At 72.5% G+C, this 26,988-nt stretch carries 21 protein-coding genes and 1 tRNA gene; 6 read left to right on the top strand and 16 right to left on the bottom strand.

Translation table 11 applies throughout. The annotated features are described in order from the left end of the window. Positions 1–91: 91 nt before the first annotated feature. From AC0VX6_RS02305 to AC0VX6_RS02290, 4 genes are all read right to left on the bottom strand, one after another. Complete coding sequence (locus AC0VX6_RS02305; protein ID WP_475467306.1) at positions 92–1,423, bottom strand: hypothetical protein; 1,332 nt, start codon at positions 1,421–1,423, stop codon at positions 92–94. A gap of 328 nt (positions 1,424–1,751) precedes the next feature. Beyond that, the gene (locus AC0VX6_RS02300; protein ID WP_274976011.1) at positions 1,752–2,498 is read right to left on the bottom strand and encodes a chaplin; all 747 of its coding nucleotides are present in this window, start codon (positions 2,496–2,498) and stop codon (positions 1,752–1,754) included. 164 nt (positions 2,499–2,662) lie between these two features. Next, positions 2,663–3,700, bottom strand: coding sequence for a hypothetical protein (locus AC0VX6_RS02295; RefSeq protein ID WP_274978027.1), 1,038 nt, complete (start codon positions 3,698–3,700; stop codon positions 2,663–2,665). 223 nt (positions 3,701–3,923) lie between these two features. Further along, entirely contained in the window at positions 3,924–5,246 is a 1,323-nt protein-coding gene (locus AC0VX6_RS02290) for a M20/M25/M40 family metallo-hydrolase (protein WP_274976010.1), read from the bottom strand. 144 nt (positions 5,247–5,390) lie between these two features. Between AC0VX6_RS02290 and AC0VX6_RS02285 the strand changes: the two genes are divergently transcribed. Both AC0VX6_RS02285 and AC0VX6_RS02280 read left to right on the top strand, forming a co-directional pair. Beyond that, positions 5,391–5,475 (top strand) — tRNA-Leu (locus AC0VX6_RS02285). 344 nt (positions 5,476–5,819) lie between these two features. Then, entirely contained in the window at positions 5,820–7,424 is a 1,605-nt protein-coding gene (locus tag AC0VX6_RS02280; protein WP_475467305.1) for an alpha/beta fold hydrolase, read from the top strand. 215 nt (positions 7,425–7,639) lie between these two features. Here the strand turns inward: AC0VX6_RS02280 and AC0VX6_RS02275 are convergent, their stop codons facing one another. Then, positions 7,640–9,184 carry a trypsin-like serine protease gene (locus AC0VX6_RS02275; protein WP_274976008.1) on the bottom strand — a complete coding sequence of 515 codons (1,545 nt, stop codon included), beginning with the start codon at positions 9,182–9,184 and terminating at the stop codon, positions 7,640–7,642. 263 nt (positions 9,185–9,447) lie between these two features. Between AC0VX6_RS02275 and AC0VX6_RS02270 the strand changes: the two genes are divergently transcribed. Together AC0VX6_RS02270 and AC0VX6_RS02265 are read left to right on the top strand one after the other, a co-directional pair. After that, positions 9,448–10,122, top strand: a complete 675-nt coding sequence (locus tag AC0VX6_RS02270) for a response regulator transcription factor (protein WP_274976007.1) — start codon at positions 9,448–9,450, stop codon at positions 10,120–10,122. Beyond that, positions 10,119–11,255: a sensor histidine kinase gene (locus AC0VX6_RS02265; RefSeq protein WP_475467304.1), complete on the top strand. Its 1,137-nt coding sequence runs from the start codon at positions 10,119–10,121 to the stop codon at positions 11,253–11,255. The genes AC0VX6_RS02270 and AC0VX6_RS02265 overlap by 4 nt, the downstream gene beginning before the upstream one ends. 251 nt (positions 11,256–11,506) lie before the next feature. Here AC0VX6_RS02265 and AC0VX6_RS02260 read toward each other — a convergent pair whose 3' ends face one another. The 10 genes from AC0VX6_RS02260 to AC0VX6_RS02215 all read right to left on the bottom strand — a co-directional run bounded on the left by AC0VX6_RS02260 (position 11,507) and on the right by AC0VX6_RS02215 (position 22,282). Further along, positions 11,507–12,712, bottom strand: a complete 1,206-nt coding sequence (locus AC0VX6_RS02260; RefSeq protein ID WP_475467303.1) for a hypothetical protein — start codon at positions 12,710–12,712, stop codon at positions 11,507–11,509. Continuing rightward, entirely contained in the window at positions 12,712–13,245 is a 534-nt protein-coding gene (locus AC0VX6_RS02255) for a DUF4365 domain-containing protein (RefSeq protein WP_475467302.1), read from the bottom strand. Before AC0VX6_RS02255 ends, AC0VX6_RS02260 begins: the two co-directional genes overlap by 1 nt. A 364-nt stretch (positions 13,246–13,609) precedes the next feature. After that, positions 13,610–14,824: a cytochrome P450 gene (locus AC0VX6_RS02250; RefSeq protein WP_475467301.1), complete on the bottom strand. Its 1,215-nt coding sequence runs from the start codon at positions 14,822–14,824 to the stop codon at positions 13,610–13,612. Positions 14,825–14,944: 120 nt separating this feature from the next. Then, positions 14,945–15,742, bottom strand: a complete 798-nt coding sequence (locus AC0VX6_RS02245; protein ID WP_274976002.1) for a DUF4097 family beta strand repeat-containing protein — start codon at positions 15,740–15,742, stop codon at positions 14,945–14,947. Between the two features lie 76 nt (positions 15,743–15,818). Further along, positions 15,819–16,364 carry a histidine kinase gene (locus AC0VX6_RS02240; RefSeq protein ID WP_475467300.1) on the bottom strand — a complete coding sequence of 182 codons (546 nt, stop codon included), beginning with the start codon at positions 16,362–16,364 and terminating at the stop codon, positions 15,819–15,821. Positions 16,365–16,572: 208 nt separating this feature from the next. Next, complete coding sequence (locus AC0VX6_RS02235) at positions 16,573–17,625, bottom strand: acyltransferase family protein (RefSeq protein ID WP_274976001.1); 1,053 nt, start codon at positions 17,623–17,625, stop codon at positions 16,573–16,575. Positions 17,626–18,483: 858 nt separating this feature from the next. After that, positions 18,484–19,020 carry a flavin reductase family protein gene (locus tag AC0VX6_RS02230; protein ID WP_475467299.1) on the bottom strand — a complete coding sequence of 179 codons (537 nt, stop codon included), beginning with the start codon at positions 19,018–19,020 and terminating at the stop codon, positions 18,484–18,486. A gap of 452 nt (positions 19,021–19,472) precedes the next feature. After that, positions 19,473–20,828, bottom strand: a complete 1,356-nt coding sequence (locus tag AC0VX6_RS02225) for an LLM class flavin-dependent oxidoreductase (protein ID WP_475467298.1) — start codon at positions 20,826–20,828, stop codon at positions 19,473–19,475. A gap of 95 nt (positions 20,829–20,923) precedes the next feature. Beyond that, positions 20,924–21,298 carry an ABC transporter permease gene (locus AC0VX6_RS02220; RefSeq protein WP_475467297.1) on the bottom strand — a complete coding sequence of 125 codons (375 nt, stop codon included), beginning with the start codon at positions 21,296–21,298 and terminating at the stop codon, positions 20,924–20,926. Positions 21,299–21,370: 72 nt separating this feature from the next. Further along, the gene (locus tag AC0VX6_RS02215) at positions 21,371–22,282 is read right to left on the bottom strand and encodes a TauD/TfdA dioxygenase family protein (RefSeq protein WP_274975997.1); all 912 of its coding nucleotides are present in this window, start codon (positions 22,280–22,282) and stop codon (positions 21,371–21,373) included. A gap of 405 nt (positions 22,283–22,687) precedes the next feature. On the opposite strand from AC0VX6_RS02215, the gene AC0VX6_RS02210 reads away from it, so the two are divergent. Further along, the gene (locus AC0VX6_RS02210; RefSeq protein ID WP_274975996.1) at positions 22,688–23,647 is read left to right on the top strand and encodes a sulfite exporter TauE/SafE family protein; all 960 of its coding nucleotides are present in this window, start codon (positions 22,688–22,690) and stop codon (positions 23,645–23,647) included. A gap of 52 nt (positions 23,648–23,699) precedes the next feature. Here the strand turns inward: AC0VX6_RS02210 and AC0VX6_RS02205 are convergent, their stop codons facing one another. Further along, positions 23,700–25,658: an aconitate hydratase gene (locus AC0VX6_RS02205; RefSeq protein WP_274975995.1), complete on the bottom strand. Its 1,959-nt coding sequence runs from the start codon at positions 25,656–25,658 to the stop codon at positions 23,700–23,702. A gap of 257 nt (positions 25,659–25,915) precedes the next feature. On the opposite strand from AC0VX6_RS02205, the gene AC0VX6_RS02200 reads away from it, so the two are divergent. After that, on the top strand, positions 25,916–26,938 hold the full coding sequence (locus tag AC0VX6_RS02200; protein ID WP_475467296.1) for a LacI family DNA-binding transcriptional regulator: 1,023 nt from the start codon (positions 25,916–25,918) through the stop codon (positions 26,936–26,938). The last annotated feature ends 50 nt before the right edge of the window (positions 26,939–26,988 follow it).

Here is a 26,988-nt window from a genome sequence, read left to right as displayed (position 1 = left end):
GGCACCCCGCAGTCCACCGCGTTCCTCACGGAACGGGACGCCGTGCTCCCTCGGGCCCGCGCGGTCGCGGGCGCGATCCCCTGTTCTGTCGTTACAGGCCCACGCCCGCGGCGCCGAGCAGCTCGTTGACCGGGTCGGCCACACCCACGGGGGCGGACTCGGGCAGCTGGTCGGCGTGCTCGGGAGCGTGCTGCTCCACGGCCTGACGGGTGGTCTCGCTCACCTCGTACTCGACGGGCAGCATGTCCGAGACCGGGACCTCGGGCAGCTCATTCACCAGGGGCAGGGAGCCCAGGGCGCTGGGCTGGGCCTCGGGGGCGCTCTGGTGCACGACCGCGGCCCCGTCGTCGGTGCTGCTGGCGCCGGCCAGGCTCGCGACCGCCGCGACGGCGTTGCCGGAGGCGTTGACCGGGACCTCACCGTCCACGACCAGCTGGTTGCCGCCGACCGCGGAGCCGTTGCCCGAGGTCACGACATCCTCTTCCTCCTCCAGCACCAGGGCTCCGGTGTCGGTGGAGGCCGCGCCGGCCACGCCGCCGACCGCGCCGATGGCGTTGCCCGCGACGTTGACCGGCACGTCCAGGTCGACCACGGCCTGGTTGCCGCCCACCAGCGAGCCGTTGCCGGAGGTCGCGATGGACTGGTGCTCGCGCGGGGCCGACTGGTGCTCACGGGGCGCCGACTGGCGCAGCACGCCCGTGTCCACGCCGGAGGTGTCCGGCAGCGGCAGGATGGTGGCGTTCCTCGCGGCCTCGTTCACCAGGTCCATGGCGGTGTACTCGGCGGGCGCGGAGTGGTGCTCGCGGTGCCCGTGGCCGTGGCCGTCGTGCACCAGGGCGCCGGTGTCGGTGGCCGCGGCGCCGGCCACGCCGCCGACCGCGCTGATGGCGTTGCCCGCGACGTTGACCGGCACGTCCAGGTCGACCACGGCCTGGTTGCCGCCCAGCAGGGAGCCGTTGCCGGAGGTGGCGGCGTCGGGGCCGTGCTGGTGGTGACGGTGGCCGTGCTGGTGCTCGACCACAGCGGCGCCCGTGTCGGTGGTGCTGGCGCCCGCGATCCCGGCCACGGCGGCGATGGCGTTGCCCGAGACGTTCACGGGGATCTCGCCGTCCACGACCAGCTGGTTGCCGCCGACCGCGGAGCCGTTGCCCGACGTGGCCGCGTCGGGGCCGTGCTGGTGGTCGACCACGGCCGCGCCGGTGTCGGTGCTGCTGGCGCCGGCCGTGCCCAGGACGGCGCTGATCGCGTTGCCGGAGACGTTCACGGGGATGTCCCCGTTCACGACCGCCTGGTTGCCGCCCAGCAGGGAGCCGTTGCCGCTCGTGACGGCCTGGCTGTCCGCGAAGGCCACTCCGCTGCCCAGCGCGACGAAGCCCGCTGTCAGGAGCACCGACTTCGCGGATGTGCTGACCCACTTACGCATGTGGGAGGTCCTTTCAAGCATGTCGATGAGTCGATGAGAAGGTGTGTGCTCGGGCCACAGGCCGTTCCACGCCCCTGGGTGGGGTGCGGGCCTTCGGCCAAGGCCGGGGTTTCCTTCCGATCCGCCTCGCACCTGGGAGGTGCGTGCTACCGGTACTGGGAGAGTGCGCCGCGGTCCCGCTCCGCTGGTTGCGGCGGAACGCGCGCACCCCGTCCATCAGCCCCGCCCCGGAGGGCGGCGGCTGACGTGAACCCCGCGCACATGGCCTTGGCCGGTGCTACGGGACTCGCGTCAGCCCCCGGGCCGCGAACGGCCCGGGAGGCCGGGGTCAGGCGCGGGCGCGGCGCCTGCCGAACAGGAGCAGTCCGGCGCCCGCGGCGATCGCGGCGGCGGCGCTCGCGAGCAGACCGCTCAGGGCGCTGCCGTCGGTGCCGGTCTTGGCGAGCTCAGGGGCCGGGGGCTCCTGGTCCACGGCGGGCGGGGAGACGGGCTCCTCGGGCGTGCCGCCGCCACCGCCGTTGTCACCGCCGCCGTGGTCGCCGCCACCGCCGTTGCCGCCGTCGTGGCCACCGCCGCCACCGTGGTCGCCGCCGCCACCGTGGTCGCCGCCGCCGTAGCCGTCGTCGTGACCACCGTCGTGACCACCGCCGTCGTGGCCGCCGTCGTGGCCCCCACCGTCGTGCCCGCCGTCACCGGGCTCCTCCCCGTAACCGGGCTTCCCCGGCTTCTCGGGGGTCTCCGGCTTCTCGGGGTTCTCGGGCTCCTCCGGGGTCTCCGGCTTCTCGGACTCGTCGGGGGTCTCGGGCTCCTGGGGCTTCTCGGGCGTCCAGGTGGAGCTGTCGTCCTGCACCGCGGCACCGCTGTCGGTGCACTGGGCGCCCGCGACGCCGAGGACGGCGATCGCGTTACCGCAGGCGTTGATGGGGGCGTCCAGGTCGGCCACGATCTGGTTGCCGCCGAGGATGGAGCCGTTTCCGCTGGTGGTGGTGTCGGCGTAGGCCACTCCGGCACCGGCGGCGGTGAAGAATCCCGCGGCCACCAGTGCGGCGATACGGGCGTGCGTGTCGTAGGTCATCGCGTGTCCTTTGGTCAACGAGAAAGTTCGGCCAGCTGCTCGTGGACCGCGGACGGAGAGCTTCGTGCTCCGGGGAAGCCGGGGAGAAGGCACGCCCGCCGGATTCGGCGAGGCGGCTGCGCGCAGAGGAGCGCACGGACCGGCCGCGGTCGTGGAAGACGCGGCTAGTCGGGAGCGAAGGAGGGGTCGTCCGCGGCGTCGCGGACAACCAGGGTGGGGTCACCGGGAAGGGCGACCCGCTGGGCCCGGGGAGCCAGGTGGTCGGCCCGGGCCGTCAGGAACCCGGCGGCACCGGGCGCGGGGAAGGACGGAGACGCGGCGCCGGTGGCGTCCGCTCCGGCCTGGTGGTACCCGCCGCCCGCGATGAGGCGGATGCGCTCAACGGGGTCGTCGTCGCCCGGCGCCCGGTCGGCGCCCTCGTCGGCGACCCGGTGCCAGACGGACGGGTCCACGGGAGCGTGGACGGCCGTCACCCCGCCGGTGCGGTCCCCGTCGCCTTCCGCGCCGGAGCCCTCGTCCTCGTCGGACGCGGAGCGCTTGGGCGCGGGAGCGGTCGGGGAGAGTTCGTCGGCGCCGCCGAGGACGGGCAGGCCGAGCGGCGCCGCGGTGCCCGCGGAGCCGCCGATCCGGTCCTGCACGGCCCGGGTGGACTCGGCCAGCCCATCGGAGACCGTGCCCACCAGGCTGCTGTCACGCAGCGAGCGGTCGGTGGACTCCACCACGTCGTGGCCCCTGCGGGCGATGCCCCCGACGAGGTCGCCCGCGCCGCGCGCGGTCTCGTCGACGGCCCGGGTGGTGTCCTCGACCGCCCTGTTGGCGGCGGATCCGGTCCTGGTGCGCTCCAGGGCCGCGGTCACGCCGGTCCCGTGCAGGGTCTCGGCGGGAAGAGCGGCCGTCTGGGGAACCACGGTGTCGGTGAGCGACTCCGTGGCCGAAGCGGCGCGGGCCGTGGCGTCGGAGAGGCGGGCGCCGCGGATCTCCTCGGCGGCGGCCTGTCCGGCGCGTCCGGTCCCGTCTCCGACCTCCAGCACGCGGTCGACCAGGCCACCGGACTCGGGGGCGGTCTCGCCGTGGGCGACACCGATCCCCCCGGCCAGCCATGCGACGGCGACGATGCCGGACAGGAGCAGCAGCCGGGCGGGGCTCAGGGCCATGCGGGCAGCGCGACTGGAGACCAGCCACTCCTTGCCCGCGAGCACCATGGATGCCCCCCGTTTCGCTGCCACTGGACGGTCCCGTGCGGTGGTCCCGCCACGGTCACACGCCGGTGCTGTTCCGCGCCCGCGAAGGCGGGCGGGGAGCCGAGCACCGTCGAACTCACAGCAACACTAACATCACGTTCGGTGACGGGAAGCCGAATGGCGAACCGCGCCGAAAAAGTTCTCGGCGCGGTTCGGCTGAGGGGACGGCGCAAAGCGCCCGGGGTCAGCTCAACCCGACGAAACGGTCCAGGACCCGGACCCCGAACCGGAGGCCCTCGACCGGGACGCGCTCGTCCACCCCGTGGAACATGCCCGCGAAGTCCAGCTCAGGGGGCAGCTGGAGGGGGGCGAAACCGTAGTTGCGCACCCCCAGGCGCGAGAAGCTCTTGGCGTCCGTCCCGCCGGAGAGGCAGTAGGGGACGGCCTTGGCTCCGGGGTCCTCGGCCAGCAGCGACTCGGACATGGCGCTGACCAGGCCGCCGTCGAAGGAGGTCTCCACCGCGGGCAGGTGGTGGATGAACTCGCGGCTGACCTTGGGTCCCAGCAGCCGGTCGATCTCGGCGAAGTACGCGTCCTCGGTGCCCGGCAGGAAGCGACCGTCCACCTGGGCGGTGGCCTCGCCCGGGATGACGTTGGCCTTGTAGCCGCCGCCCAGGACCGTGGGGTTGAGGGTGTTGCGCAGGGTGGCGCCGATCATGCGCGCGATGGGGCCCAGGCGGGCGACCGTGGCGTCCACGTCCCGCTCGTCGAAGGGGATGCCGAACTCCTCGCAGATCTCCTCCAGGAAGGTCCGCACGGTCGGCGTGAGCTGGACGGGGAACCGGTGCTCGCCCAGCCGGGCGACGGCCGCCGCCAGTTCGGTGACGGCGTTGTCGGTGTTGACCATCGAACCGTGCCCGGCGGTGCCGCGCGCGGTCAGCTTCATCCAGGCGATGCCCTTCTCGGCTGTCTCGATGAGGTAGAGGCGCCGGTTCTCCTTGACCGTGAACGAGAAGCCGCCGACCTCGCTGATCGCCGAGTCGCAGTCGGCGAACAGGTCGGGGTGCTCGTCGACCAGGTACTGGGCGCCCCAGGTGCCCCCGGCCTCCTCGTCGGCGAGGAAGGCCAGCACGATGTCGCGCGGGGGACGGCGGCCCTCGCGCAGGCGCTGGCGCAGCATCGCCAGGACCATCGCGTTCATGTCCTTCATGTCGACCGCGCCGCGGCCCCACACGCAGTCGTCGGCGACCTCGCCCGCGAAGGGGTGGTGGGTCCAGTCCTCCGGGGCCGCCGGAACGACGTCGAGGTGGCCGTGGATGAGCAGCGGGGGACGACTGGAGTCCTCACCCGTGATCCGGGCCACGACGTTGCTGCGCCCCGGGTGCTTCTCGTAGATCCTCGACTCGACCCCGACCTCGTCGAGCTTGGCCGCCACGTACTCGGCCGCCTTGCGCTCCCCGGGACCCGAGTGGTCGCCGTAGTTGGAGGTGTCGAACTCGATGAGCTCCCGGCACAGGTCGACCACCTCGACCTCGGCCGCGCTCAGTTCCCTGCCTGGCTCCGCCATCTGACACTCCCGTCCAGCCGCACCTTGTCGCCCTACTGTTCCACCGACCCTGCCACGTCTTCCACCGGCGGAAAACATGGTTCGCGCGGTGTTCGACCTTTGCTATGGTTGACGTGTCCGGCGCGGGAGCGCCGAGCACACCCGGTCCGGGTGGCGGAATAGGTAGACGCGCTAGCTTGAGGTGCTAGTGGCCGTTAAGGCTGTGGGGGTTCAAGTCCCCCCTCGGACACAAACGAAGGCCCTGCTCAGCGGGGCCTTTTTTCATGCCCCGGTTGCGACGGAGGGCGCAACCGGAAAGGCGCACAGGCGACGTGTCGCTCGCGGAGGACGACGGCGCCGGGGTGTGACCACCGCGCGGCGCTCTTGGGAGCAGACCGGGAGCGGAGGCTCCGCACCGACTCCGTCGATGCCGCCGCGTTCCACCGCGCTCATGGCACCGACGGTCGCCGCACCCGAAATCTCAGCCATTCGGCGGACCCGCCGGCGGGGTCCCGCTCACTACGTTGCTTTGCACGCACCCAGCCCCAGAAGACCGGCACGGAGTCAGCGGGCACGATCAGGCAAGGAAGAGCAGTGGGTACAGCAACCGTATGGACCAGCGCGGGCGCGGTCGTCGTGACGACCGGCCTCGCACTCTCCCTGACCGGTGCCCTACCGGTCGGCTCCGCCTCCGCGGACGAACAGAGATCCGCCGACGACCGGGCGCTGGCCGCGTTCCACGACCAGGGGGTGGAGTGGCGCGAGTGCGAGGACTTCTTCCTGGAGGGCCTGGACTGCGCGGAGGTGGAGGTCCCGCTCGACTACGGCGAGCCCGGGGGCGAGCGGATCCACGTGGGGGTGAGCCGCCGTCCGGCCGAGGTCGGCGAGGAGGAGCACCGGGGCGTCCTCTTCGTCAACCCCGGAGGGCCCGGAGTCCCCGCACGCGAGTTCGCGGGCGACATCGGCTCCACCCCGGCGGGCCGGCCCTACGACGTCATCGGCATGGACCCGCGCGGCCTGGGCGCGTCCACCTGGCTCGACTGCGGGCAGGATCCGCCCGCCCTGCCCCGGCAGCCCACCGACGAGGAGATCGAGCAGATCTTCGACCGGCAGCGGGAGTACGCCGAGGCGTGCGACGAGGCCGACGGCGCCATGCGGGCCCACTTCACCACGGCCAACACCGCCCGCGACATGGACGTCGTCCGCGCGGTGCTGGGCGAGGAGGAGATCGACTACCTCGGCGCCTCCTACGGGACCTACCTGGGCGCGGTCTACGGGACCCTCTTCCCCGAACGGCTGGACCGCGCCGTGCTCGACTCGGCCGTCGACCCCGACGGGGTCTGGCGCGAGAACTTCCTGAGCCAGGCATCGGCGGACACCGCCAACGTCGAGCGCTTCGCGGACTGGTTGGCCGAGCGTGACGAGGTGTTCGGGCTCGGGAGTACGCGGGAGCAGGTCGTCAGCGCGTTCGAGCGGACCGCGGAGCGGCTGGACGACGAACCGCGGGACGGCGAGGACGGGATGACCTACGAGGGGCACTACTTCCGGAACCTGGTGAGCGCGTCAGCCGACGACCAGGGGAGCTGGGACGAGTCGGCCCGGCTGCTCAGGGCCCTGGTCGACGGATCCCCGATTCCGGAGGCCCCCGAGACCCCCGAGGCCCCCGACACCCCCGAGGCCCCGCAGTTGCCGGAGGACCCGGAGGAGGCCGAGGAACAGATGGAGCGGATGACGGGGCCGCCCCACCTGGCCGAGGCGCTCGTCTGCGAGGCGGAGTGGCCCACGGACCCGGACCAGTACCGGTCGGACATGCGCGAGTTCAGGGACGCCAACCCCTTCGGCACCGGCGCGGGGACGGCCGGGCCCGGGGTGTGCCTCTACTCCGAACAGCAGCCGACCGAGCCCCTGGTCGACCTGACGCGCGAATGGGAGACCCCGGCGCTCGTCATCGCCGGTGAGTTCGACACGCACACCCACTACGAAGGTGGAGTGGCCATGGCCGAGCGGCTCGACAGCCCTCTGGTGACCGTGGTCGATGACGGCAACCACATCTTCTACAACCCCGCGTTCGTGGGCGACGGAGAGGATCCCCTGTACCCGTGTGTCGCCGATGCGGTGGAGTCCTACCTTCTCGACGGCCGGGCCCCGGAGGACGAGGACTGCCACGACCGTCCTCGACCGGACGACGCGAATCCCTAGTGTCTCGTGTCGGGTCCCCGGAGGCTCGGAACCGGCGCTCCGCCTTCTCTGACCCGGCCTGCCGCCCGTGGTGGGAGCCGTCTCCGGACTCCGCCGGCGGGAGCGGTCCGATCCCGCCGTGCGGGCGGGGTCGGCCGGACCGGTGGGCCGCGCCGGGGCCGCGCGCAGGTTGCGCGTCGCGGCCCCGGGGGCCTCGGGGCGGTCGGCCGGGGTGGTCAGGCCGGCGCGGCGCCGGTGAGGGAGCAGTCCCGGCGTGACAGGTCCAGTTCCGAACGGTCGGTCAGGCAGGCCGGGACCGTGTGGACCTGCTGGCCGTAACCGCGTCCCTGCTCGAAGGTCACGTTCCCGTCCGCGTCCACCTCGCAGGGGTTGTCGTCCGTGCACTCCCCTCCGTCCCTGTTGTGGGTGTTGTGGACGCCCACGACGGTGGAGCCGTCGGCGGCCAACAGCACCGAACCGGACATGCCGGGGTAGGGGAGGCACCCCTCTCCGGAGGTGTAGCGGATCGGGTCGTCCTGTTGGTAGCCGCCCTCGCGCAGGTGCGCGGGCACGGCCTCGACGGAGCAGTCCGACCGGGTGCTGGTGGAGACCATGGCCACCTCGTCGCCGGGGCGCACGGGGGTGGTCCCGAGTTCGAAGACCTTCGCCCCCCGGGAGTCCAACTGCTCGTAGGTCCGGTCCAGGCGGTAGAGCGCGACGTCGGTCCCGGTCATCGTCGCGTACACCAGGCGCTCGGCCCGGGCGGTGACCAGCGGGTAGCCCCGGGAATCGGCCACGGGCACCTCCAGGTCGGCGGGCCGGTCCACGAGGGCCTCCCCCGGCGCCGGCCGGTCCTCCTGTACGCAGTGGCCGTTGGTCAGCATCAGCGCCGGCGCGTCCGGCTCCGAGGTCGGGGTGCGCACCACCGAGCCCACGCAGCCCTGGAGGCCCACCATGCCCCCCACGTCCGGGATCTCGTCGTCCGGGGGCACGTCGGTGCCGGAGACGACGCCGTCGATCCACCCGGTGTGCCGGGTGGCGTCGGTGAACAGCGTGGGCGCCCCGTCCCCGCTGGGACCGCTGACCACCCCGGCCAGCGCCCACACGCCGTTCTCGCGGACCAGCGCGGGGCCGCCCGAGTCCATGTTGGCCGCGGCCACGCTCCCGTCCCTGCTGCCGATGCACAACTCGCCCTCGACCGCCTGGCCGAGGCACGCCGAGGGCGGCTGCACCACGGTGTCGGCCTCCCGCAACCGCGTCGGGAAGCAGTCGGGGTTGCCGGTGTCGTCGCACGTCATGCCCCAGCCCATGATCCGCACCGGTGTCCCGGCCGGTGGCGAGGCCGAGGCGATGGGCACCGGGCTGGCCTCGACGGGGTGCTCCAGGTGCATCAGCGCGAGGTCCCTGCCCCAGAAACCCCCTTCGTCCCTGTTCGTGGCCAGCCGGTAGTAGTGGTCGACCTCGGCCACCTCGCCCCCGGAGTCGGAGTCCGGCGACCCGACGCGGACGCTCCAGCCCCGAGGAACGCCCGTCTGCGCGTCGGTCGGGTTCTTCCCCGCGCAGTGGCTGGCGGTGAGCACCCACTGGGGCGCCAGGACGACGACCCCGCACCCGTGGCCGTCCGGGCGCGGCGGCGCGGGGTAGTCCGGTTGGAACGAGCCCATGAACTCATACGACTGTGTTGACGGTCTGCCGCCCACGACGGCGTGCGCCGGGGCCGTGGTGACCACGGTCGCGGTCACCGCCAGGACGAGAGCGGCCAGGAGAGTACGACTTCGCATGCGCCCGACCGTAGGAGGGCGGTTGTTGCGCGGATGTGTGGTCCCCGCGTCCGCGACCGCGCCCCGGCGGACCCGGGCCCGAGGCCCGGACGCGGGACGGCCGGGCGGCCGGGAGTGGTGACACGGGCGCGTGTGCGGCGCCCAAGGTTTTCGCAACAGGCTCCCGCCTATGCTGAACGGCCACGGAGCCGGGTCGCGGGGACACCGGTGTCGTCGGCGGGGCGTGCCGGGACGCGGCAACGATCGGAGCGGGAGGGGACGCCATGCGTGTGCTGATCGTCGAGGACGAGGTCTTCATGGCCGAGGCGCTCCAGGCGGGGCTGCGCCAGGAGGCCATCGCCGCCGACATCGCCCTCGACGGCGACCAGGCGCTGGAGCGCGCCTCGGTCAACGACTACGACGCGATCGTCCTGGACCGGGACATCCCGGGGGTCCACGGTGACGACGTGTGCGCGGCGGTGGTGCGCGACCATCCCGGGACCAGGGTCCTGATGCTCACCGCCGCGACCCGGCTGCGGGACAAGGTGGGCGGGTTCGCGCTGGGCGCCGACGACTACCTCACCAAGCCCTTCGCACTGGAGGAACTGGTCGTGCGCCTGCGCGCACTCGCCAGGAGGCCCTCCTCGTCCGTTCCGCCGGTACTGGAATGGGGCGGCCTGCGTCTGGACCCGTACCGCAGGGAGGCCGACCGGGACGGGCGCCGACTGAGGCTGCCCCGCAAACAGTTCGCCGTCCTGGAGCTGCTCATCAGGGCGGAAGGGGGCGTGATCAGTTCCGAGACGCTGCTGGAGAAGGTCTGGGACGAGAACGCCGATCCGTTCACCAGCGCGCCCCGGGTGACGATGTCGCAGCTGCGCAGGTCCCTGGGCAGGCCGGACCCCATCGTCACCGTACCCGGGGCCGGTTACCGTCTCGCCGATCCCCGGGACGTGCGGTGAACGCGCACGTCCCCGGCCCGCCCGGGAGGAGGGGCAGCGCACGCCTCCGCCTGACCCTGAGCTACGCCGGGTTCCTCGTGGCGGCGGGCCTGGCGGTGATGGCCGGGGTCTACGTGGTCCTGCGCTACGTCCCCGACTATCCGCTCACCGCGGCCAACCCGCGCGACTCCGGCGGCCTGGTCGTCCCGACCCGCGGGCAGATCCTCGACGCCGTCATCGTGGTCTCCGGGGTCGTCCTGGTGGTGTTGGCCGTGATCGGGCTCGTCGGGGGGTGGTTCCTCGCCGGATGGGTGCTGCGCCCCCTGCACCGGATCAACGAGGCCGTGCGCATCGCCGCCTCGGGGCGGCTGGAGCACCGCATCAGGCTGTACGAGCGCGACGACGAGTTCCGGCAGCTCGCCGACGCCTTCGACCACATGCTCGACCGCCTGGAGAACGCCTTCGAGACCCAGGAGCGCTTCGCCGCCAACGCCTCCCACGAGCTGCGGACGCCGCTGGCCGTGACGGCCACCCTCCTGGACGTGGCCCGACGCGACCCGGAGGGGCAGGACGTCCCGCGCCTGGTCGAACGGCTCAGCGTCACCAACGCCCGGGCGGTCGAGCTCACCGAGGCCCTCCTGCGGCTGGCCGACGCGAACGCCGTGACCGCCGTCTCCGCGCCGGTCGACCTGGCCGACATCGTCCGGGGAGTCGTGGCCGAGAACTCGGCGGAGGCCGAGCGCCGCGGGGTGCGGCTGTACCTCGCGTCGGCTCCGGCGCCGGCGCTCGGCGACCCCGCGCTGCTCACCCAGCTCACGCAGAACCTGGTGCAGAACGCGCTGCGCCACAACGTGGGGCGGGGCGGGACGGCTTCGGTCAGCACCGGCCTCTCCCCCGGCGCCGGGGCCGTCCTGCGAGTCGACAACCCCGGTCCGCACCACACGCCCGAGACGGTGGCCCGCCTGCACGAACCCTTCCTGCGCGGACAGGGCAGGTTCGGGCCCGACTCGGGTCACGGGCTGGGGCTGGCCCTGGTCGCGCGGGTGGTCGAGGTCCACGGCGGCGCACTGGACCTGCGTCCGCGCGCGGGCGGGGGGCTGACCGTGACGGTCACGCTCCCCCGCCTGAGCGGTCACCTCACGCCGTCACCGTAGACGCGTCCCAGGTGACCGGGAGGCTCTTCAGCCCTGCTGGCGCTCACCCGCCCCGGCAGGTCGGGCCGAGAACCGAGGTTCCGCGTGCCCGCCGTCCCGGGCGACGAGGACTTCACCACCGGGAACCGTCGGAACGGGGCGACCCGGCCGGGGCTCGGAGGCATCCGCACGGAAGGTTGCCATCGGCCCGCAGGCCCTCTTCGCCAGCGGCGGCCGGGGACGGCGACCACCGACCACGGCAGTGAAGACACCTAGGTGTTCCGCTCGTCCCCACCAGAGGATGGATGTGTCCGTGAGAAGTGCCTGAGGAAACTGGCGTCCACATCGATGTCTCCGGAGAGCCGCCAAGTGCGGCGTTCGAAGGAGAGGTCGCCTGTCACAACAAGTGGGAGGTTCCTCTGATAGGCGATGATCGCCCATCGATGGTCCTCACCTTCGAGTGACACGTGGACGTTTCTCGTCTTTCCGCTCACCTCTGTCAGGAGTGTGATATCTGCCGCCTCCTCCTCGCCCGGTGGAGTTTCCTCGCGCGCCAGACCCTTCACGATTCCGATAAGCGTTATCCTGCGCGACGGTTCCTCCCTTCGCACAAGGCGCTCACGAAGGCGCGGCAGTTCCACGATGACATCACGGTCGAGGACTATGGTGGACTCGGCCACGTCAGGAGGCGCTTTCGCTGCCGCCCATTGAAAGGAGAGGTCCACGGAGCGGAGTTTGTCCGGGCGTGTCATCTCCTCCATGGACTCCACCAGGGCTGCGCTCAGCCCGAGATCCGATGGTGAGTCGAGTACGCGCTCGTCCCAGTGCAGGGCCAGGCGACGGGCGGACTCCAGCCCACGGGCGAGTGTGGCCATGACGAGACGCGCGAACGCCGGAGGATCAGCGGACCCGCCGCTTTCTCGGTCCTCTGGCGGTTGGTCTCCGAGGAACGCCGAGACGGTGAAGACGAAACTTCCCTGCTTCGTCTGCCCCAGCCGGATGCTCTCATCCAGGAAGTCGGCCACGATCGCAGGCCTTCGGCCTCTGTGGGAATGGAGGGGATCGGCGGCTGTCGTGGCCGCCGCCTTCAGCATCCTGAACAGGGAGTCGACTGTACTCCCAGCCTGACGGAAGGGTATCGACCCATCCGACATCGGCTGGTTGAGGCGCACGAGGAAGATATCGGAATGTGTCGCGGTGACGCGTTCCCGAAGTTCAACGGCATCTGTCATATACACATGACAGAGAGATTCGATGGTGTCCTTGAATCTGGCTTGGAAGTCCACGAAATCCGTGGCGAGAGGCAGCATGACACGCGCGGAACCGTATTCAGGGGACTGGTCCAACCGCCAGATCTCTCGAATACCCGGTTGTCTGCCCTCCAGTTCCCATCCGTGTGACGCCAGGAACCGAGACACCGACTGGGGCGTGAGCAGAGAAGCCGCTTCGCTGAGGGGGTCAAGCGTGGTGGGGGTCATCAGAAGCCTCCCTCCTCGCCGAGCTTCTTCATGATGCCCAGAAGCTGCTCCGGGGTAAACAGGTTACTGCGCGGCAGGTGAACGGTCCGGGTCCGGCCGACCTCGCCCGTCGACACGAGCTCGGTCGCGGCCTGCCAGTACATCCTGCTCTCGGTGACCAGCCCGCGCTCGTCGACCGAGAGCCAGCGGTCGGGGTCCTCCGGAACGAGAAGGACTCCGAGGTAGGCCGGAACGTACCGTTTCCCTCTGGTGAGCTTCCGGAAGGGCTTCCCCTTCATCGGCCAGGCCATGTGGTCGTCAGCGAGGTAGCGGGCCTGGGTCGTGCACTTGAGCTGGAGCTCGAACTGGGGAGCGTAGAAGCGCTTGTACTCTGCGGCCGAGGCCAACGTGATGTCGACACCGTCGTAGTCGGTCTCGTGCGTCTTGATGGTGCAGCCCGCCGTGTACGCCACCAGACGGGTGAAGGCCAGGCTGAAGTGCTCCTGGCGGGCGTTCATGGGCAGTTGGCCGTCAACGAGGTCTTCCTTCCCCATGGGACCTTCGTCGTCGACCGTGGCCATCTGTCTCCCGTTGAAGCTTTGAGATGTACGACACCACTGTAGCCAGTTCACCACGTCCGCCGCCCCGGTCCGCAGTGAAGCCGGACAGGCTTGTGCACACGGGGAGCAGGACACCGCAGCCGCGCTCACAGCCAGCCTCGGAACGGCGGAGACGGCAGCTCAGCGGGAGGGACACGTTCCAGCTGACCGCCCGTGGAGCGACGGACCAGCGGGTTCGGGCCTTCGGGGGAACGGTCGGAACACCCCTTCCGGAACGGACGAGGGTCCTGTTCTCGTGGCCTTCGTCCGTGCCCGGGCAGCCGACCGGGACGCGACCCCGCGCGTCACCGGCTCGCGGTCACACGTCCCAGGTGACCGGGAGGCTCTTCAGCCCGTGCAGGTCCGCGGTCTCCGGACGCAGTCCGGCCTCGACCTCCCCGGCGGGCACGGCCAGGCGCAGCGTGGGGAAGCGGTCGAACAGCGCGGGCAGTGCGACCCGCATCTCGACGCGGGCCAGCTGCTGGCCCAGGCACTGGTGGATGCCGTGGCCGAAGGCCAGGTGCCCGCCCTCGCGCCAGCCGATGTCGAGGACGTGGGGGTCGGTGAAGCGCTCGGGATCGCGGTTGGCGGTGTTGAGCGACAGGACGACCGTCGTACCGGCCTCGACTGTCCGGCCGCCCAGCTCGACGTCCTCCAGCGCCGTCCTCGTGAACGTCTTGGCCACGCTCAGGTACCGCAGCAGCTCCTCCACGGCCCGGTCGGCGAGCGAGGGGTCGGCGCGCAGCGCGGCCAGCTGCCCCAGGTCGCGCAGCAGGGCGAAGGCGCCCAGCGCCAGGGTGTTCGCGGTGGTGTCGAACCCGGCCGCCAGCAGGACCAGGCTGATCCCCTTCAGCTCCTCGTCGGTCAGGTCGCTGTCGGTGAGGTCGCTGAGCACGTCGTCGGTGGGGTTCGCGCGCTTGGCGGCCACCAGTTCCGCGAGGTAGCGCTGGGTCGCGGTGTAGGCCGCTGTCAGGTCCTCGTCGCTCGTCTCCCCGTTCATGAACCCGTCGATGTTCTCCTGGAAGGCGCTCCGGTCCTCGTACGGCACCCCCAGCAGCTCGCAGATCACCATGGTGGGGACGGGCTTGGCGAACGCGGTCACCAGGTCCGCCGTCGGCCCGGCCGCCTCCATGGCGTCCAGGTGCTCGGCGGTGATCTCCTCGACGCGCTCGGTGAGCAGCCGCATCCGCCGCGCGGTGAACCTGCCCACCAGCGGTTTCCTGTAGCGCCCGTGCTGTGGCTCGTCCATGAGGAGGAACTCGCCGGGCGGCGCCGGGGGGACCTCGATGTCGCCGTAGTCGATCAGCGGGTGGTGCCGCATGAGCTCCTTGCGGGAGCTGAAGCGCGGGTCGGCCAGGACCGACCTGACCAGGTCGTATCCGGTGACCAGCCAGCCCTGGTGGCCGTCGGGGAAGGGGTAGCGGCTGATGGGGCCGTGCTCGCGCGCCTCGGTCAGCTCCCGGGGCGGGTCGAAGGGGCAGCCGGGTCGGCGTGCCGTCGGCAGCGCCGTGACGGTGTGGAGGGGGGTGCTCATGGCCGTTCCTCGTCTGGTGGTAGTACGTGTCCGGCGCGGTCGGGGGACCGCGTCGCGTCGTCGTCCTCGCTGGTGGGTCCGGTCGGTCTCCGGGCCGATCCGGTCCCCTCTCGCGTATGTTCAGGACCGGTGGACGATGACGTCGCCGTGGACGCTGCGGGCGCGGATCTCGACGGTCTCCTCGGCGGGGCCGGGGCCGTCGGCGGCCTCCAGGGAGCTGCGCACGACGCCCTTCTTGGACACCGCGTCCAGCCAGGCGGCGGTGCCCTCGCGGACGCCGATCTCCACTTCCCCGAAGGCGGTCCCGACGTCGACGCCGCCCCGGACCACCTGGCCGAGCCGGATGCTTCCGTGGTGGGTGCGCGCGGCGACGGAGGCCAGGGTGCGGTCGGCGGTGATGTCACCGTGCGCGGAGTTGGCCCGCAGGTCTCCGGTCACCGTGCCGAGGGTGAGGGCGCCGCCCGTGGACTTGACCACGGCGGAGCCGTCGATCTCCCCGGCGCGGACCCAGCCGTGCCCCGTGGTGAGCTCGGCGTTGCCGGTGACCCGGTCCACGGCGATGTTGCCGTTGGAGAAGGCGATCTCGGACGCGCCCAGGACCCCCTCGCAGCGGGCGCTGCCGAAGCCGCCGCTGACGTGGAGGCGCGAGCCCGCGGGCAGTTCGACGGTGATGTCGACCATGCCCTTGCGCCCGATCACGCGGCCCAGGCCCGAGGGCTGGGGGTCCCTCACCTGGAGGCGGCCTCCGGCGCACTCGATCTCGACCTGCTCGGCGGCCCGCACGTCGCTCTCCTTGGAGGCGTCGCGCGGGTGGACCTCGACGGTGGTCTCGGTGCGGCCTCCGGCGCTGATCTGGAGGGTTCCGGCGACCAGGGTGATGTCGGCGGTGACGGGTTCGGGGGTGTCGAAAGTCGGCATGGCTGTCTCCCTGACGTGGCGTTGGTGGTCGTCTCCACTGGTGGGAGACGTGGTGGAGTCGGGCGGCCGGTTCCGGTCAGCGGACCCAGCCGGTGTAGCCGCGGCCGATCTGGCGCGCCCGGGTGTCGGGGCGGCGCCTGCCGCTGTCGAGGGACGCGGTCACCGCGCGCACCAGCCAGGCGTTGACCGACAGCCCCTCCCCGCGGGCCGCCTCCTCGACGTGCGGCTTGAGGCGGTCGGGCAGGCGCAGGGTGATCCGCGACGTGCCTCCGTCCTCGGCGTCGGCCCGGAGCTGCTCCGCGAGCACCCGGTCGGCCTGGGTGACGTCACCCTGGTGCGCCTGCGACGTCATGGGGCCGTCGGCTTCGACGTCCTCGAAATCGGGTGACGTCACGATGAAGTCGGCCCGCCGCCCGCGCAGCCGGACCTCGACCGAACCGGGCGCGAGCTCACGCGTGATCTCGTCCGCGGCGGCGGAGAGCGCGTCCAGCAGGGTCAGCCGCGCAGCGGGCTCCAGGGCTGCGCCGAGGCGCTCGGCGATGACCCGGGCTTCCTCGTTCCCGGCTTCGGCCGCTACCTGGAGCTGGCGGCGGAGTTCGTCGACATACGGCATCAGTTCCATGACGTCACAATGGTGTCAGGCATGACGTCATGTCAAGTGCCCGCAGCCCCCGGACCGCAGTGCAAAACCGAAAGCCGCACCCCCTCAGGGGTGCGGCTCTTCGTCGCCGGGGCCGGGTCGGGGCGCGTGGTACCCGCCCGGCCCCGGCTCGTCCCCGTGAACGCGGCAGGCCGAACAGGCCCCCAGCGTGGCCCGGGGAAGGCCGGTATCACCGGGCTCCGGCCTTCTCCCTCTCCTTCCTCCGGGGCCGCTCGAACAGCCAGGAACCGCCGATCGCCGTCAGTGCGCGGTGCAGGGCCAGGCAGAGGGCCATGATGACGACGGTGAGCACGATCGGTTCAATCGCGGCGGTCAGTGTCCCGCGCGGTTCCAGCACCGACAGCGGACCCTGCAGGAGAACGCTGATCACCGCCAGCAGCGGCATGTGGATGACGTAGATCGGCAGCGTCTGCCGCCCCAGCCAGCTCATGACCTGGGTGACCCGCTTCAGGTGTCGGCTGATGAGGACGGAGGCCAGGACACCGAAGCAGATGGCCAGCACGGAGACCACAGTCCAGGCCCCGAACCATTCCTGGGCGTTCAGCACCGCCATGAACAGGAGACCCGCGGCGTAGGCGGCACCCGCGGCCAGCATCCGGGGGAAGGACGCGTTGGCGGCGAGCTTCTCGACCACGGGGCGCAACCGCAGGCCGGCCAGGAAGAAGAACAGGTTCTGGAAGACCTGGTAGAGGTTGCTGGAGTCCGGACCGGGGATGAGGCCCGCAGCCGCGACCGTCGAGATCACGAGCGCCCCGCCGAGGAGCCAGGGGGTCGGCACGTTCCGGGTGAGCCGCGCGATCGTGAAGTAGAGCGCGAGGGCGTACAGGTACCACAGGTTGGTCGGTGAGATGGTGGCTTGCGCGAGCAGTTCCCAGAGGTCGCGTGCGCGCGCGGTGTCGATGTCGGGCGTGAACCACATGACCGCGGTGTGGATCAGCAGCCACAGGAGGTAGAGGTAGGCGAGGTTCGCGATCCGGGTGCGCCCCAGGACCCGCCAGGGCCGGTGCACCGCGCTGAGCGCGAACACGCCGGAGATGGCGAAGAAGAGCGGCATCCGCAACGGCAGCAGTTGCTCGCCCAGGAGACCCCACGCGCCGGTCAGCGGGAGGGAGGTCTCCCAGTCGACCTGCTGGTAGTGCTTCGTGATGACGTGCCAGATGACGACCAGGGTGATGCACAAACCCTTGGCGACGTCAGGCCAGGTTTCGCGCTTTCGCGACATATCGGGCATTTTTTCCCACATGAGTTCGGAAATGGAGGGCTGCGATCTCGGGTTTCTCGGCGCTCGGGGCGGACCCGGTGACCGGCGGACATATCGCCTGACCTCAGGTGGGGGCCTGTGACCGCTGGCGTGTCGACTACCTGTTGTGCGCTCGGCGCTCCGCCGCACCGTGCTCGTGCGAGCGCGGAGGGCTGGAGCCGATCGCGCGGACCGAAGGTGCTCGGCAGCTGAGCCAGACGCGAATTCACCGTTGTTTCATTCGCGAACCGCTCCGTGCTGGTCGCGGTTCCGGAAGCCCCGCTGGCGGCTCCGAGGGGGAGGGGCTCGTGCTTCCGGCCGGGTGGAAAAGCTCAGGAGGCAGCTCGCGGACCTCCTGGGGCTCACCGTCGGGGGGCCGGATCAGTGGGGAGAGGGGCCGGTGCGCCGCGGCACACGGCGCCCGTCGGCCGAGGCGGGCTGGCGTCTCCCCGGAGGAGGACGCCCGCTCCGCGACCCGGGGACCGCGCGGTCGCGGCCCGCTCGACCTGGCTCAATCCGGCAGCTTAAGGACGGATATGGCTGGTGAAACTTATTGCACTGCCTCAAACTTCCCATAGGCACCCTAGAATCGACGATTCATGCCATGCAGGTCAGAATACGGCAAATCTAGAGTGTCCGTTTTGGGCGTCCGAATGTTGAGACCGCCGCACCGATGACCTGCGTTCACGGCCGGTCCGCCCCGAAGCCGGGGGTGGCCTCCCGTGTCCGCCCCGGACACCGCCGAACGTCCACGGCACAGCCGGGCAGGCGGCGGCACACGGCCCGGCGGACCTCGTGCGCGCGCCGCCGGGTCCTCGGCGGCCGTCGGAGCCGACCGGGTCAGGCGGGGTCGGGACCGTGCAGCGGGACGAAACCGCCGAAGGCACCGCGGTGGTACAGCAGCGGCGGGCGGAGGTCGTCCAGGACCAGCGTGTGCGTCACCTCGCCGACGACCAGCCAGTGGTCGCCGATCAGCCGGGTGTCGAACCTCCGGCACACCAGGCTGGCGGGCACCCCGTCGAGCAGGGGGACCTGCTCGGGCCCCGGACGCCACGACGTCGGCGGGGCGAAGCGGTCCGCGCCCCGGCGGGCGAACCTCGCCGCCAGGTCGGTCTGGTCCTGGGCCAGCAGGTGCACGGCGAACGCCCCGGCCAGGTGCAGCGCCGTCCACGTCGAGGAGGTCTCGGCGACGCAGAAGGCCACCAGCGGCGGGTCGAGGCTCACGCTGGTGAACGAGGTGGCCGTCAGCCCGACGGGGCGGCCGTCGACACCGGCCGTGACGACGACCACTCCCGCCGGGTGGTGCCGCAGCGTCTCGCGGAACCGGGCGGCCTCGGAGGCGGGGTGGGGCGGGGAAGCGCTCTGCGCGGTGCTCATCGGACTCTCCCTCGGTGCTGGGGAACGCGGCGTTCAGGCGGCGTGCGCGGCGGGACCACCGCACGGTCGGCGGCCCGACAGCGGCCGGGCCCCGTGGAGGCGGACAGGTCCGGGAGGCGGACGCCCACGGGGCGGGACGGCGCGTCCGGCGCGGAGGAGGGGCCGGGGCCGGGGAGGCGGATCCGGGGCGGGACCTCGGCGCTCCGCGCGCAGCGGCCCTTCCCTGCCCCGGATCCGCGGGCCGACCGCGCGGTCGCCGCTCCGGCGGTCGTCGGAGCGGCGGCCGGAGGTCGGCCCCGGGGCGGCGGCTCCGCGATTCCTCCGCCCCGTGTCAGGGGTCCTTCCCTTCAAGCTACTTTGCCAACCAAAAAAGTAGGAAATAACCGCGGAGACCTGGGCTCCGAACGGCGCCTCGACACGGCGCCTCCGCAGCGGCCCCGCCCGCGGCCGCCTCAGGCCGCTCCGGAGACCTCCGGTCCCGGTACGGCTCCGGCGTACTGGCTGGGAGGACGGGGCAGGCCGTAGTGGTCGCGCAGGGTCTCCCCCTCGTACTCCTCCCGGAAGAGGCCGCGCTCCCGGAGGATCGGCACCACCTGGTCGACGAAGTCCTCCAGGCCGCCTGGGAGGTGGGGCGGCATGACGTTGAACCCGTCGGCGGCCCCGGCCTCGAACCAGCCCTGGATCTCGTCCGCCACCTGCTCGGGCGTGCCCGCGAAGGTCCGGTGTCCGCGCCCGCCGCCCAGGCGTCCGATCAGCTCCCCCACGGTCAGCGACTCGCGCGCCGCCAGGTCCGCCACCAGGGTGAACCGGCTCTTGTTGCCGCGAATACTGTCCTCGCCCGGCAGCGGGGGCAGGGGGACGTCCAGCGGGTGCCCGGTCAGGTCCACCCCGAGCATCTGGGAGAGCTGGCGCAGGGCGTAGTCCGGGGAGATGAGCCCGGTGAACTCCGCTTCCAGCTCCTTGGCCGCGGCCTCCGTCGGCGCGATGAACGGCACGATCCCGGGCAGGACCTTCAGCTCGTGCGGAGCGCGCCCGAAACGCGCCAGCCGCCCCTTGATGTCGCGGTAGAAGTCCACCCCGTCCCGGAGGGTCTGCTGCGCGGTGAACACCGCCTCGGCGTAGCGGGCGGCGAACTCCCTGCCGTCCTCCGAGGACCCCGCCTGCACCAGCACCGGGCGCCCCTGCGGCGGGCGCGGGGAGTTCAGCGGCCCGCGCACCCGGAACCGCTCGCCCTCGTGGTCGATGGCGTGGACGCGGTCGGGGTCGGCGAACACCCCCTCTCCGGCGTCGAGCCGCAGCGCGCCGTCCTCCCAGCTGTCCCACAGGTTGACGACGACGTCGGTGAACTCCGCCGCCCGCACGTAGCGGTCGGCGTGGTCGGGCACCTGGTCCAGTCCGAAGTTGGCCGCCTCGTCCTCGCGGCCGGAGGTGACGATGTTCCATCCGGCGCGCCCGCCGCTGATGTGGTCCAGCGAGGCGAAGGCCCTGGCCAGGAGGTAGGGCGGGTAGTAACCGGTGGAGGCGGTGGCGATCAGCCCCACCCGCTCGGTCACTGCGGCCATCGCGCTGAGCAGGGTGATGGGCTCGAAGGCGGCGAGGGTGTTGCGCTCGACCCGGTGCCCCACGGCCAGGCCGTCGGCGAAGAACACCGAGTCCAGCCGCCCGCGTTCGGCGACGCGCGCCAGGTTCTGGAAGTGCGCCACGTCCAGCACCCCGTGCTGCCGCGTGCGCGGGTGCCGCCAGGCCGCCTCGTGGTGCCCCACCCCCATGAGGAAGGCGTTGAGGTGGAGCCGTCGTCCGTCGGTCATCTGCGTGGTCCTTCGCTGTCGTAGGTCGTCCGTCGCCGGTCGTCCGTCGGCGGCTGTCGGTCGGCGGTCCCGGGCGGCCCCGCCGTGGCCCGCGGTCACCGCCCGGTCGTGCGCCAGCGGGAGAAGCGCCGTTCGAGCGCGACGAGGACGCCGTTGAGGGCCACCCCCACCACGGCGATGGCCAGGATGCCCGCGTACATGTCGTGGATGAGGAAGTTGAGCTGCGCGGCGTTGACGGGGTAGCCCAGGCCCGACTGGGAGCCGACCATCTCCGCGGCGATGAGCACGAGGATCGAGGAGGCCCCGGCCATGCGCACGCCGGTGAAGATCGACGGGACCGCGGCGGGCAGCACCACCTTGCGGAACAGCGCGAGCGGCCCGAACCCCAGTGACACCGCCGACTTGACGAGCAGGGGGAGGGCGGCCCCGGCCGCCGCGGTGTGGCGCAGGATGTCGCGTCGGGTGTGCATGTGTTCGCTCCGGAGGGCGGCGGGCCGGGCTCACCGGCCCGCCGCGGGCAGAAGGAGGTTCGGGCGCGCGGGTCAGACCGCGGGGGTGTAGCCGCTGGAGTCGCCGGTCAGGGAGCGGCTGGGTCGGCCGTCCACGCCCTTGGGGAGGTCGCCGCCGACGGTGATGCGGTGCAGGCGCCGGGGCTCGTCCCCGTAGTCGGCCACGGCGTAGTGCTGGGTGGCGCGGTTGTCCCACACGGCCACGTCCCCCTCGCGCCAGCTCCAGCGGACGGTGTTCTCGGCCCGGGTGACGCGCTGCTGGAGCAGGTCGAACAGGTGCTGGAAGTCCTTGCTGCTCAGACCGGTGAAGTGCTGGGCGAAGTGTCCGAGGAACAGGACCCGTTCGCCCGTCTCGGGGTGGACGCGCACCACGGGGTGCTCGGTCTTGAACAGGGTGGAGACGAAGGCCTCCCGGTACTCCCTGAGGTCGCCGGTGGGCTCGCGTTCGGGGGCGACCGCCGCGTAGTCGTAGTCGTTGGTGTGGACCGCGCGCAGGCCGTCGGCGAGGTCCTTGAGCGGCTGGGGCAGGTCCTGGTAGGCGGTGGCCGTGTTGGCCCAGACGGTGTCGCCGCCGCGCGGGGGCAGGTGGACGGCGCGCAGGACGCTGGCCTGCGGCGGGCGGTCGACGAAGGTGACGTCGGTGTGCCAGCTGTTGGCCTTGCCCCGCTCGGAGTCGATCGGCAGGACGTGGTGGTCGCCGCCGAAGGCCGCGCCCGTGGTGGGGTGCGGGGTGGTGAGCGGGCCGAGCAGGGCGGCGAAGCCCGCCTGGGTCTCGTCGGTCAGGTGCTGCTGGTCGCGGAAGAAGACCACCTTGTGGGCGAGCAGGGCAGCCCGGATCGAGGCGACGGCGGCCCCGTCCAGGTCGGGGCCCAGGCGCACGCCGGAGATCTCGGCGCCGATGCGTCCGGCGACGGGGCGAAGGGACAGGTCCGTGGTGGTGGTCACGGCAGGGCTCCTCACGGGGGCGGGAAGGCGCGGCGGTCACCTCACGCGTCCGGTCGCGGGCCGTTCGCGGCGAGTGACACGAAGGTAGGACCGGCCGAACTCTAAAGTCAACTAAGTTGATAGGAATAATGTGTTTTCATGGCGCGCACCACCGGAAACACCCCGTGACCACCGCAGGAATGCGCGCGGAGCCCGGAGCCCCGCCCGGGCGGCCGTGGAAAAAACCCCGCGACCACCCGGCCGCCTACTTGGCCACTATTCCTACCAACATGGTAGATTTACCTCCATCGCCACAACGGCGCCCGGTCCGGCGCCCGCGGCGGACCGGGACCGGGCGCCGCGTCCGGGCCGGACACCGCGCAGACCTCCACCGCTCCGCGTATTCCTCCCCACCGGAAGGCCCACATGCGCACTCTCGTCCTCCTCGCCGTCGCGGGGTTCTTCGCCCAGCTCGTCGACGGCAGTCTCGGCATGGCCTACGGCGTCACCTCCACCACCCTGCTCCTGCTCTTCGGCACCAACCCGGCCGCGGCCTCGGCCACGGTCCACCTCGCCGAGATCGGCACCACGCTGGCCTCGGGCGTCTCGCACTGGAAGCTGGGCAACGTCGACTGGAAGGTCGTCCGGCGCATCGCCCTGCCCGGCGCGATCGGCTCGTTCGCCGGAGCGACCTTCCTGAGCTGGCTGTCCACCGAGGCCGCCGCGCCGATCATGTCCGGCATCCTGCTCGCGCTCGGCCTCTACATCCTCATCCGCTTCACCGCGTGGGGAACGCCGACCCGGAACCTGGACAAGCCCCTGCGCAGGCGCTTCCTGACCCCGCTCGGCCTGGTGGGCGGGTTCGTCGACGCCACCGGAGGCGGCGGATGGGGCCCGGTCGGCACCCCCGCCCTGCTGGCCAGCGGGCGCATGGAGCCGCGCAAGGTCGTCGGCACCATCGACACCAGCGAGTTCATCGTCGCCCTCGCCGCCAGCCTCGGCTTCCTGGTCGGTCTGGGCGCGGCCGGGATCAACGTCGGCTGGGTGCTCGCGCTGCTGATCAGCGGCATCGTCGCGGCGCCGATCGCCGCCTGGATCGTGCGCTACATCCCGCCCCGGATCCTGGGTTCGCTGGTCGGCGGGCTGATCGTGCTGACCAACACCCGGACGCTGCTCGGCACCGAGTTGCTGACCCTTCCCCCGGCGGCCCAGACGGCCGTCTACGTGGTCGTGTGGGCGGCGTGGATCGGCGCCGTGGTCTGGTCGCTGCGCGCCCACCTGGTCGAGCGCCGCACCGCCCCCGCCGCACCGGAGGAGGGCGCGGAGCCGACCGCGCGCAGCGCCGCCGAGCAGGAGGAGCGGCGCTCCTCCGACACCGCCTCCTGAGGGGGCGCCCCGGCGCGGGGCGCCGCGGCCTCCGGCCCGGGCGGCGGACGGGTCAGTCCAGCTCCCGGGCCAGCAGCGGGATCCGGCCGCCCGCCAGCACCGCCTCGACCTGCGCCGGGGAGAGCTGGTGGTCCAGCCGGTACTCCTCGTCCCTCGTCGTGTTGCGCACGGTCAGCTCCGGGCCGGAGGACAGGGCCTCCTCCAGGCCGTCCAGGACGAGGACGTCGCCGGAGTCGACGCGGTCGTAGTCGCCGGGTTCGGTGAAGCGCAGGGCCAGCACCCCGAAGTTGGCGAGGTTCTGCCAGTGGATGCGGGCGAAGGACTTGGCGATCACCGCCCGCAGACCCAGGTAGCGGGGGGTGATCGCCGCGTGCTCGCGGGAGGAGCCCTGCCCGTAGTTCTCCCCGCCGACCACGATGTGCCCGGACCCCCCGGCGGTCTCCTCGGCCCGGCTCGGATAGTCCTCGTCGATCCGGGTGAAGGTGAACTCGGCCAGCCGGGGCACGTTGGAGCGGAAGGGCAGCGCGTCGGCGCCCGCCGGGGAGATCTCGTCGGTGGAGACGTCGTCGCCGACCTTGAGCAGCACCGGCGCCTCGATCCGGTCGGGCAGGGGCGGGAAGTCCGGCAGCGCGGAGATGTTGGGCCCCTTGACGAGTTCGACCCGCGCGGCCTCCTCCGGCGGCAGCGGCGGGACCAGCATCGCGGTGTTGACCGCCGAGCGCTCCGGCGGCCGCAGGTCGGGATGGTCCAGGTCCAGTTCCCCCGCCAGGTCGCGCGGGTCGGTGATGACGCCGGTGAGCGCGGAGGCGGCGGCCGTCTCCGGGGAGCACAGCCACACCGCGTCCTCCTTGGTGCCCGAGCGGCCGGGGAAGTTGCGCGGGAAGGTGCGCAGCGAGTTGCGGCCGACGGCCGGAGCCTGGCCCATGCCGATGCAGCCCAGGCATCCGGCCTGGTGGATGCGGGCCCCGGCCTGGATGAGGTCGAGGGTCGCTCCCGCGCGGGTCAGGTCGGAGAGGATCTGGCGTGAGGACGGATTGACGTCGAAGCTGACGGCGCTGTCGGTCTGGCGGCCCCTGACCATGGCGGCGGCGACCGCGTAGTCGCGCAGCCCCGGGTTGGCGGAGGAGCCGATGACGACCTGGCTGACGTCGGTGCCCGCCACCTCGCGGACCGGGACGACGTCGCCGGGCGAGGAGGGCCGGGCGATGAGCGGCTCCACCCCGGACAGGTCGATCTCGTCGGTCACGTCGTAGTCGGCGTCGGCGTCGGGCAGCAGCTCGCTGAAGTCGTCCTCGCGCCCCTCGGCGCGCAGGAAGTCGCGCACCGCGCCGTCGGAGGGGAAGACCGTGGTGGTGGCGCCCAGCTCGGCGCCCATGTTCGCGATGACGTGGCGGTCCATGGCGGTGAGCGCGGCGACCCCGGGGCCGTGGTACTCGATGATCCGGTTGAGCCCGCCCTTGACCCCGTGCCGCCGCAGCATCTCCAGGATGACGTCCTTGGCCGAGGTCCACGGGGGCAGCTCGCCGGTCAGGCGCACGCCCCAGATGTGCGGCGCCCGGACGCGCAGCGGGCGCCCGGCGATGGCCATGGCCACCTCCAGGCCGCCGACGCCGACCGCCAGCATGCCCAGCGAACCGGCGGCGCAGGTGTGGGAGTCCGAGCCGACCATCGTCGCGCCGGGAACCCCGAAGCGCTGCATGTGCGTGGGGTGGGAGACGCCGTTGCCGGGCTTGGAGTACCACAGGCCGTACCGGCGCGCCGCCGAGAGCAGGAACGCGTGGTCCTCCGCGTTCTTCTCGTCGGTCTGGAGCAGGTTGTGGTCCACGTACTGCACGCTGACCCCGGCCCGGGTGCGGTCCAGGCCGAGGGCCTCCAGCTCCTGCATGACCAGGGTGCCGGTGGCGTCCTGGGTGAGGGTCTGGTCGACGGAGAGCCCGATGACCCCTCCGGGCACCATCTCCCCCTCGACCAGGTGCGCGTCGATCAGTTTGCGCGCGACTCCGCGTCCCATGGCGTTCTCCCCTCGTCCGCCTCCCCCGCCCCTGACCGCGCGGGCGCACCGCAAACAGGGGCGCCGCCGGTCCGGCGCGCGGCGGGCCGGGCGGGGGCGGCCCGTCCCCCGGGCTCCGCGGGGGAACCTCCCATGAGGGGGTTGTCACACAGGAGTGTGGTTCCTACCATGGTGCCCGTTCATCGAATCGATTCGACGGATCCGCGTGACGGGCTGTCGAATCGCTTCGACAACGGTGTGCGGGGAGGGAGGCCGCGATGGTGACCATCAAGGACGTCGCCGCGGCGGCGGGCGTGGCCCCGAGCACGGTGTCCTACGTGCTCAGCGGCTCCCGCAGCGTCTCCGAGCGGACCCGATCCGCGGTGCGGACGGCCGTCGACGAACTGGGCTACCACCCCAACGCGGGCGCGCGCTCCCTGCGCAGCGCCCGCACCCGCGTGATCGCGCTGGCCCTGCCGCTGGCCTCGTCCGGCTACCTGCCGGTCGGCGGGCGGTTCATGCACGGGCTGAGCCGCGCCGCCGGGGAGCTGGGCTACGACCTGCTGCTCCTGACCGTGCGCGACGACGACGCCGGGGCGCACGGGCTGGAGCGCGCCGCGCGCAGCAGGCTCGCCGACGTGGCGGTGATCATGGGCGTGGAGATGGAGGACCCCCGCATCGGCGCGATGGACGCGCTGGGGTTCCCCGTGGTGGTCCTCGGCCGCCCCTCCGACGAGGACGCCGCGCCCTGGGCCGACCTCGACTGGGAGGAGGCCGCGGTCGCCTCGCTGCGCCTGCTGCACGGCGCCGGGCACCGCGACCTGTGCTTCGTCTCGACGGTGGAGGAGGACATCGCCTCGGGCCGCAGCTACTCCGTGCGCGGTCTGCGCGGGGCCGAACGCGCCGCAGCCGAACTCGGCGTCCCCGTGCGCGTCCTGCCCTCGGCGAAGGACCCCGCCGAGCTGTACCGGCGGCTGGACGCGCTCCTCGACGGGGAGCGCCCGCCCACCGCGCTCGCCCTCCAGCACCCCGCCGCCGTGCCCGGCGTCCTGCGCCACCTCGCCGCGCGCGGCGCCGACGTGCCGGGGGAGGTCTCCCTGGTGGCCGTCGGCAGCTTCCCCGAGGACCTCGCGGGACTGGACGTGACCCGGATCGAACTGCCCGTCGAGCGGATGTCGGCCGCCGTGACCCGGCTGGCCGCCGAGGCCGCGCGCGGCAGTCCGCGGCTCCCGGGAGGACGGCGCGAACTCATCCCGCCCGAGATCACCCCCGGGGGGACGGTCGCCGCTCCCCCGTCCTGACCCCCACCGGCCCCGGCGACCCGCTCGCCGGACCCGACGGCCGGTCGCGG

The organism is Nocardiopsis sp. iso_25 (assembly GCF_056173305.1).
The sequence above is the reverse complement of the archived record's forward strand: the minus strand, read 5'-3'. Positions and strand labels throughout refer to the sequence as shown.

Excerpts from the sequence above, each read along its gene's own strand:
- AC0VX6_RS02305 (WP_475467306.1), bottom strand. The coding sequence starts at position 1,423 with ATGCGTAAGTGGGTCAGCACATCCGCGAAGTCGGTGCTCCTGACAGCG.
- AC0VX6_RS02300 (WP_274976011.1), bottom strand. The coding sequence starts at position 2,498 with ATGACCTACGACACGCACGCCCGTATCGCCGCACTGGTGGCCGCGGGA.
- AC0VX6_RS02295 (WP_274978027.1), bottom strand. The coding sequence starts at position 3,700 with ATGGTGCTCGCGGGCAAGGAGTGGCTGGTCTCCAGTCGCGCTGCCCGC.
- AC0VX6_RS02290 (WP_274976010.1), bottom strand. The coding sequence starts at position 5,246 with ATGGCGGAGCCAGGCAGGGAACTGAGCGCGGCCGAGGTCGAGGTGGTC.
- AC0VX6_RS02275 (WP_274976008.1), bottom strand. The coding sequence starts at position 9,184 with ATGCGAAGTCGTACTCTCCTGGCCGCTCTCGTCCTGGCGGTGACCGCG.
- AC0VX6_RS02270 (WP_274976007.1), top strand. The coding sequence starts at position 9,448 with ATGCGTGTGCTGATCGTCGAGGACGAGGTCTTCATGGCCGAGGCGCTC.
- AC0VX6_RS02260 (WP_475467303.1), bottom strand. The coding sequence starts at position 12,712 with ATGACCCCCACCACGCTTGACCCCCTCAGCGAAGCGGCTTCTCTGCTC.
- AC0VX6_RS02255 (WP_475467302.1), bottom strand. The coding sequence starts at position 13,245 with ATGGGGAAGGAAGACCTCGTTGACGGCCAACTGCCCATGAACGCCCGC.
- AC0VX6_RS02250 (WP_475467301.1), bottom strand. The coding sequence starts at position 14,824 with ATGAGCACCCCCCTCCACACCGTCACGGCGCTGCCGACGGCACGCCGA.
- AC0VX6_RS02245 (WP_274976002.1), bottom strand. The coding sequence starts at position 15,742 with ATGCCGACTTTCGACACCCCCGAACCCGTCACCGCCGACATCACCCTG.
- AC0VX6_RS02240 (WP_475467300.1), bottom strand. The coding sequence starts at position 16,364 with ATGGAACTGATGCCGTATGTCGACGAACTCCGCCGCCAGCTCCAGGTA.
- AC0VX6_RS02235 (WP_274976001.1), bottom strand. The coding sequence starts at position 17,625 with ATGTCGCGAAAGCGCGAAACCTGGCCTGACGTCGCCAAGGGTTTGTGC.
- AC0VX6_RS02230 (WP_475467299.1), bottom strand. The coding sequence starts at position 19,020 with ATGAGCACCGCGCAGAGCGCTTCCCCGCCCCACCCCGCCTCCGAGGCC.
- AC0VX6_RS02225 (WP_475467298.1), bottom strand. The coding sequence starts at position 20,828 with ATGACCGACGGACGACGGCTCCACCTCAACGCCTTCCTCATGGGGGTG.
- AC0VX6_RS02220 (WP_475467297.1), bottom strand. The coding sequence starts at position 21,298 with ATGCACACCCGACGCGACATCCTGCGCCACACCGCGGCGGCCGGGGCC.
- AC0VX6_RS02210 (WP_274975996.1), top strand. The coding sequence starts at position 22,688 with ATGCGCACTCTCGTCCTCCTCGCCGTCGCGGGGTTCTTCGCCCAGCTC.
- AC0VX6_RS02205 (WP_274975995.1), bottom strand. The coding sequence starts at position 25,658 with ATGGGACGCGGAGTCGCGCGCAAACTGATCGACGCGCACCTGGTCGAG.
- AC0VX6_RS02200 (WP_475467296.1), top strand. The coding sequence starts at position 25,916 with ATGGTGACCATCAAGGACGTCGCCGCGGCGGCGGGCGTGGCCCCGAGC.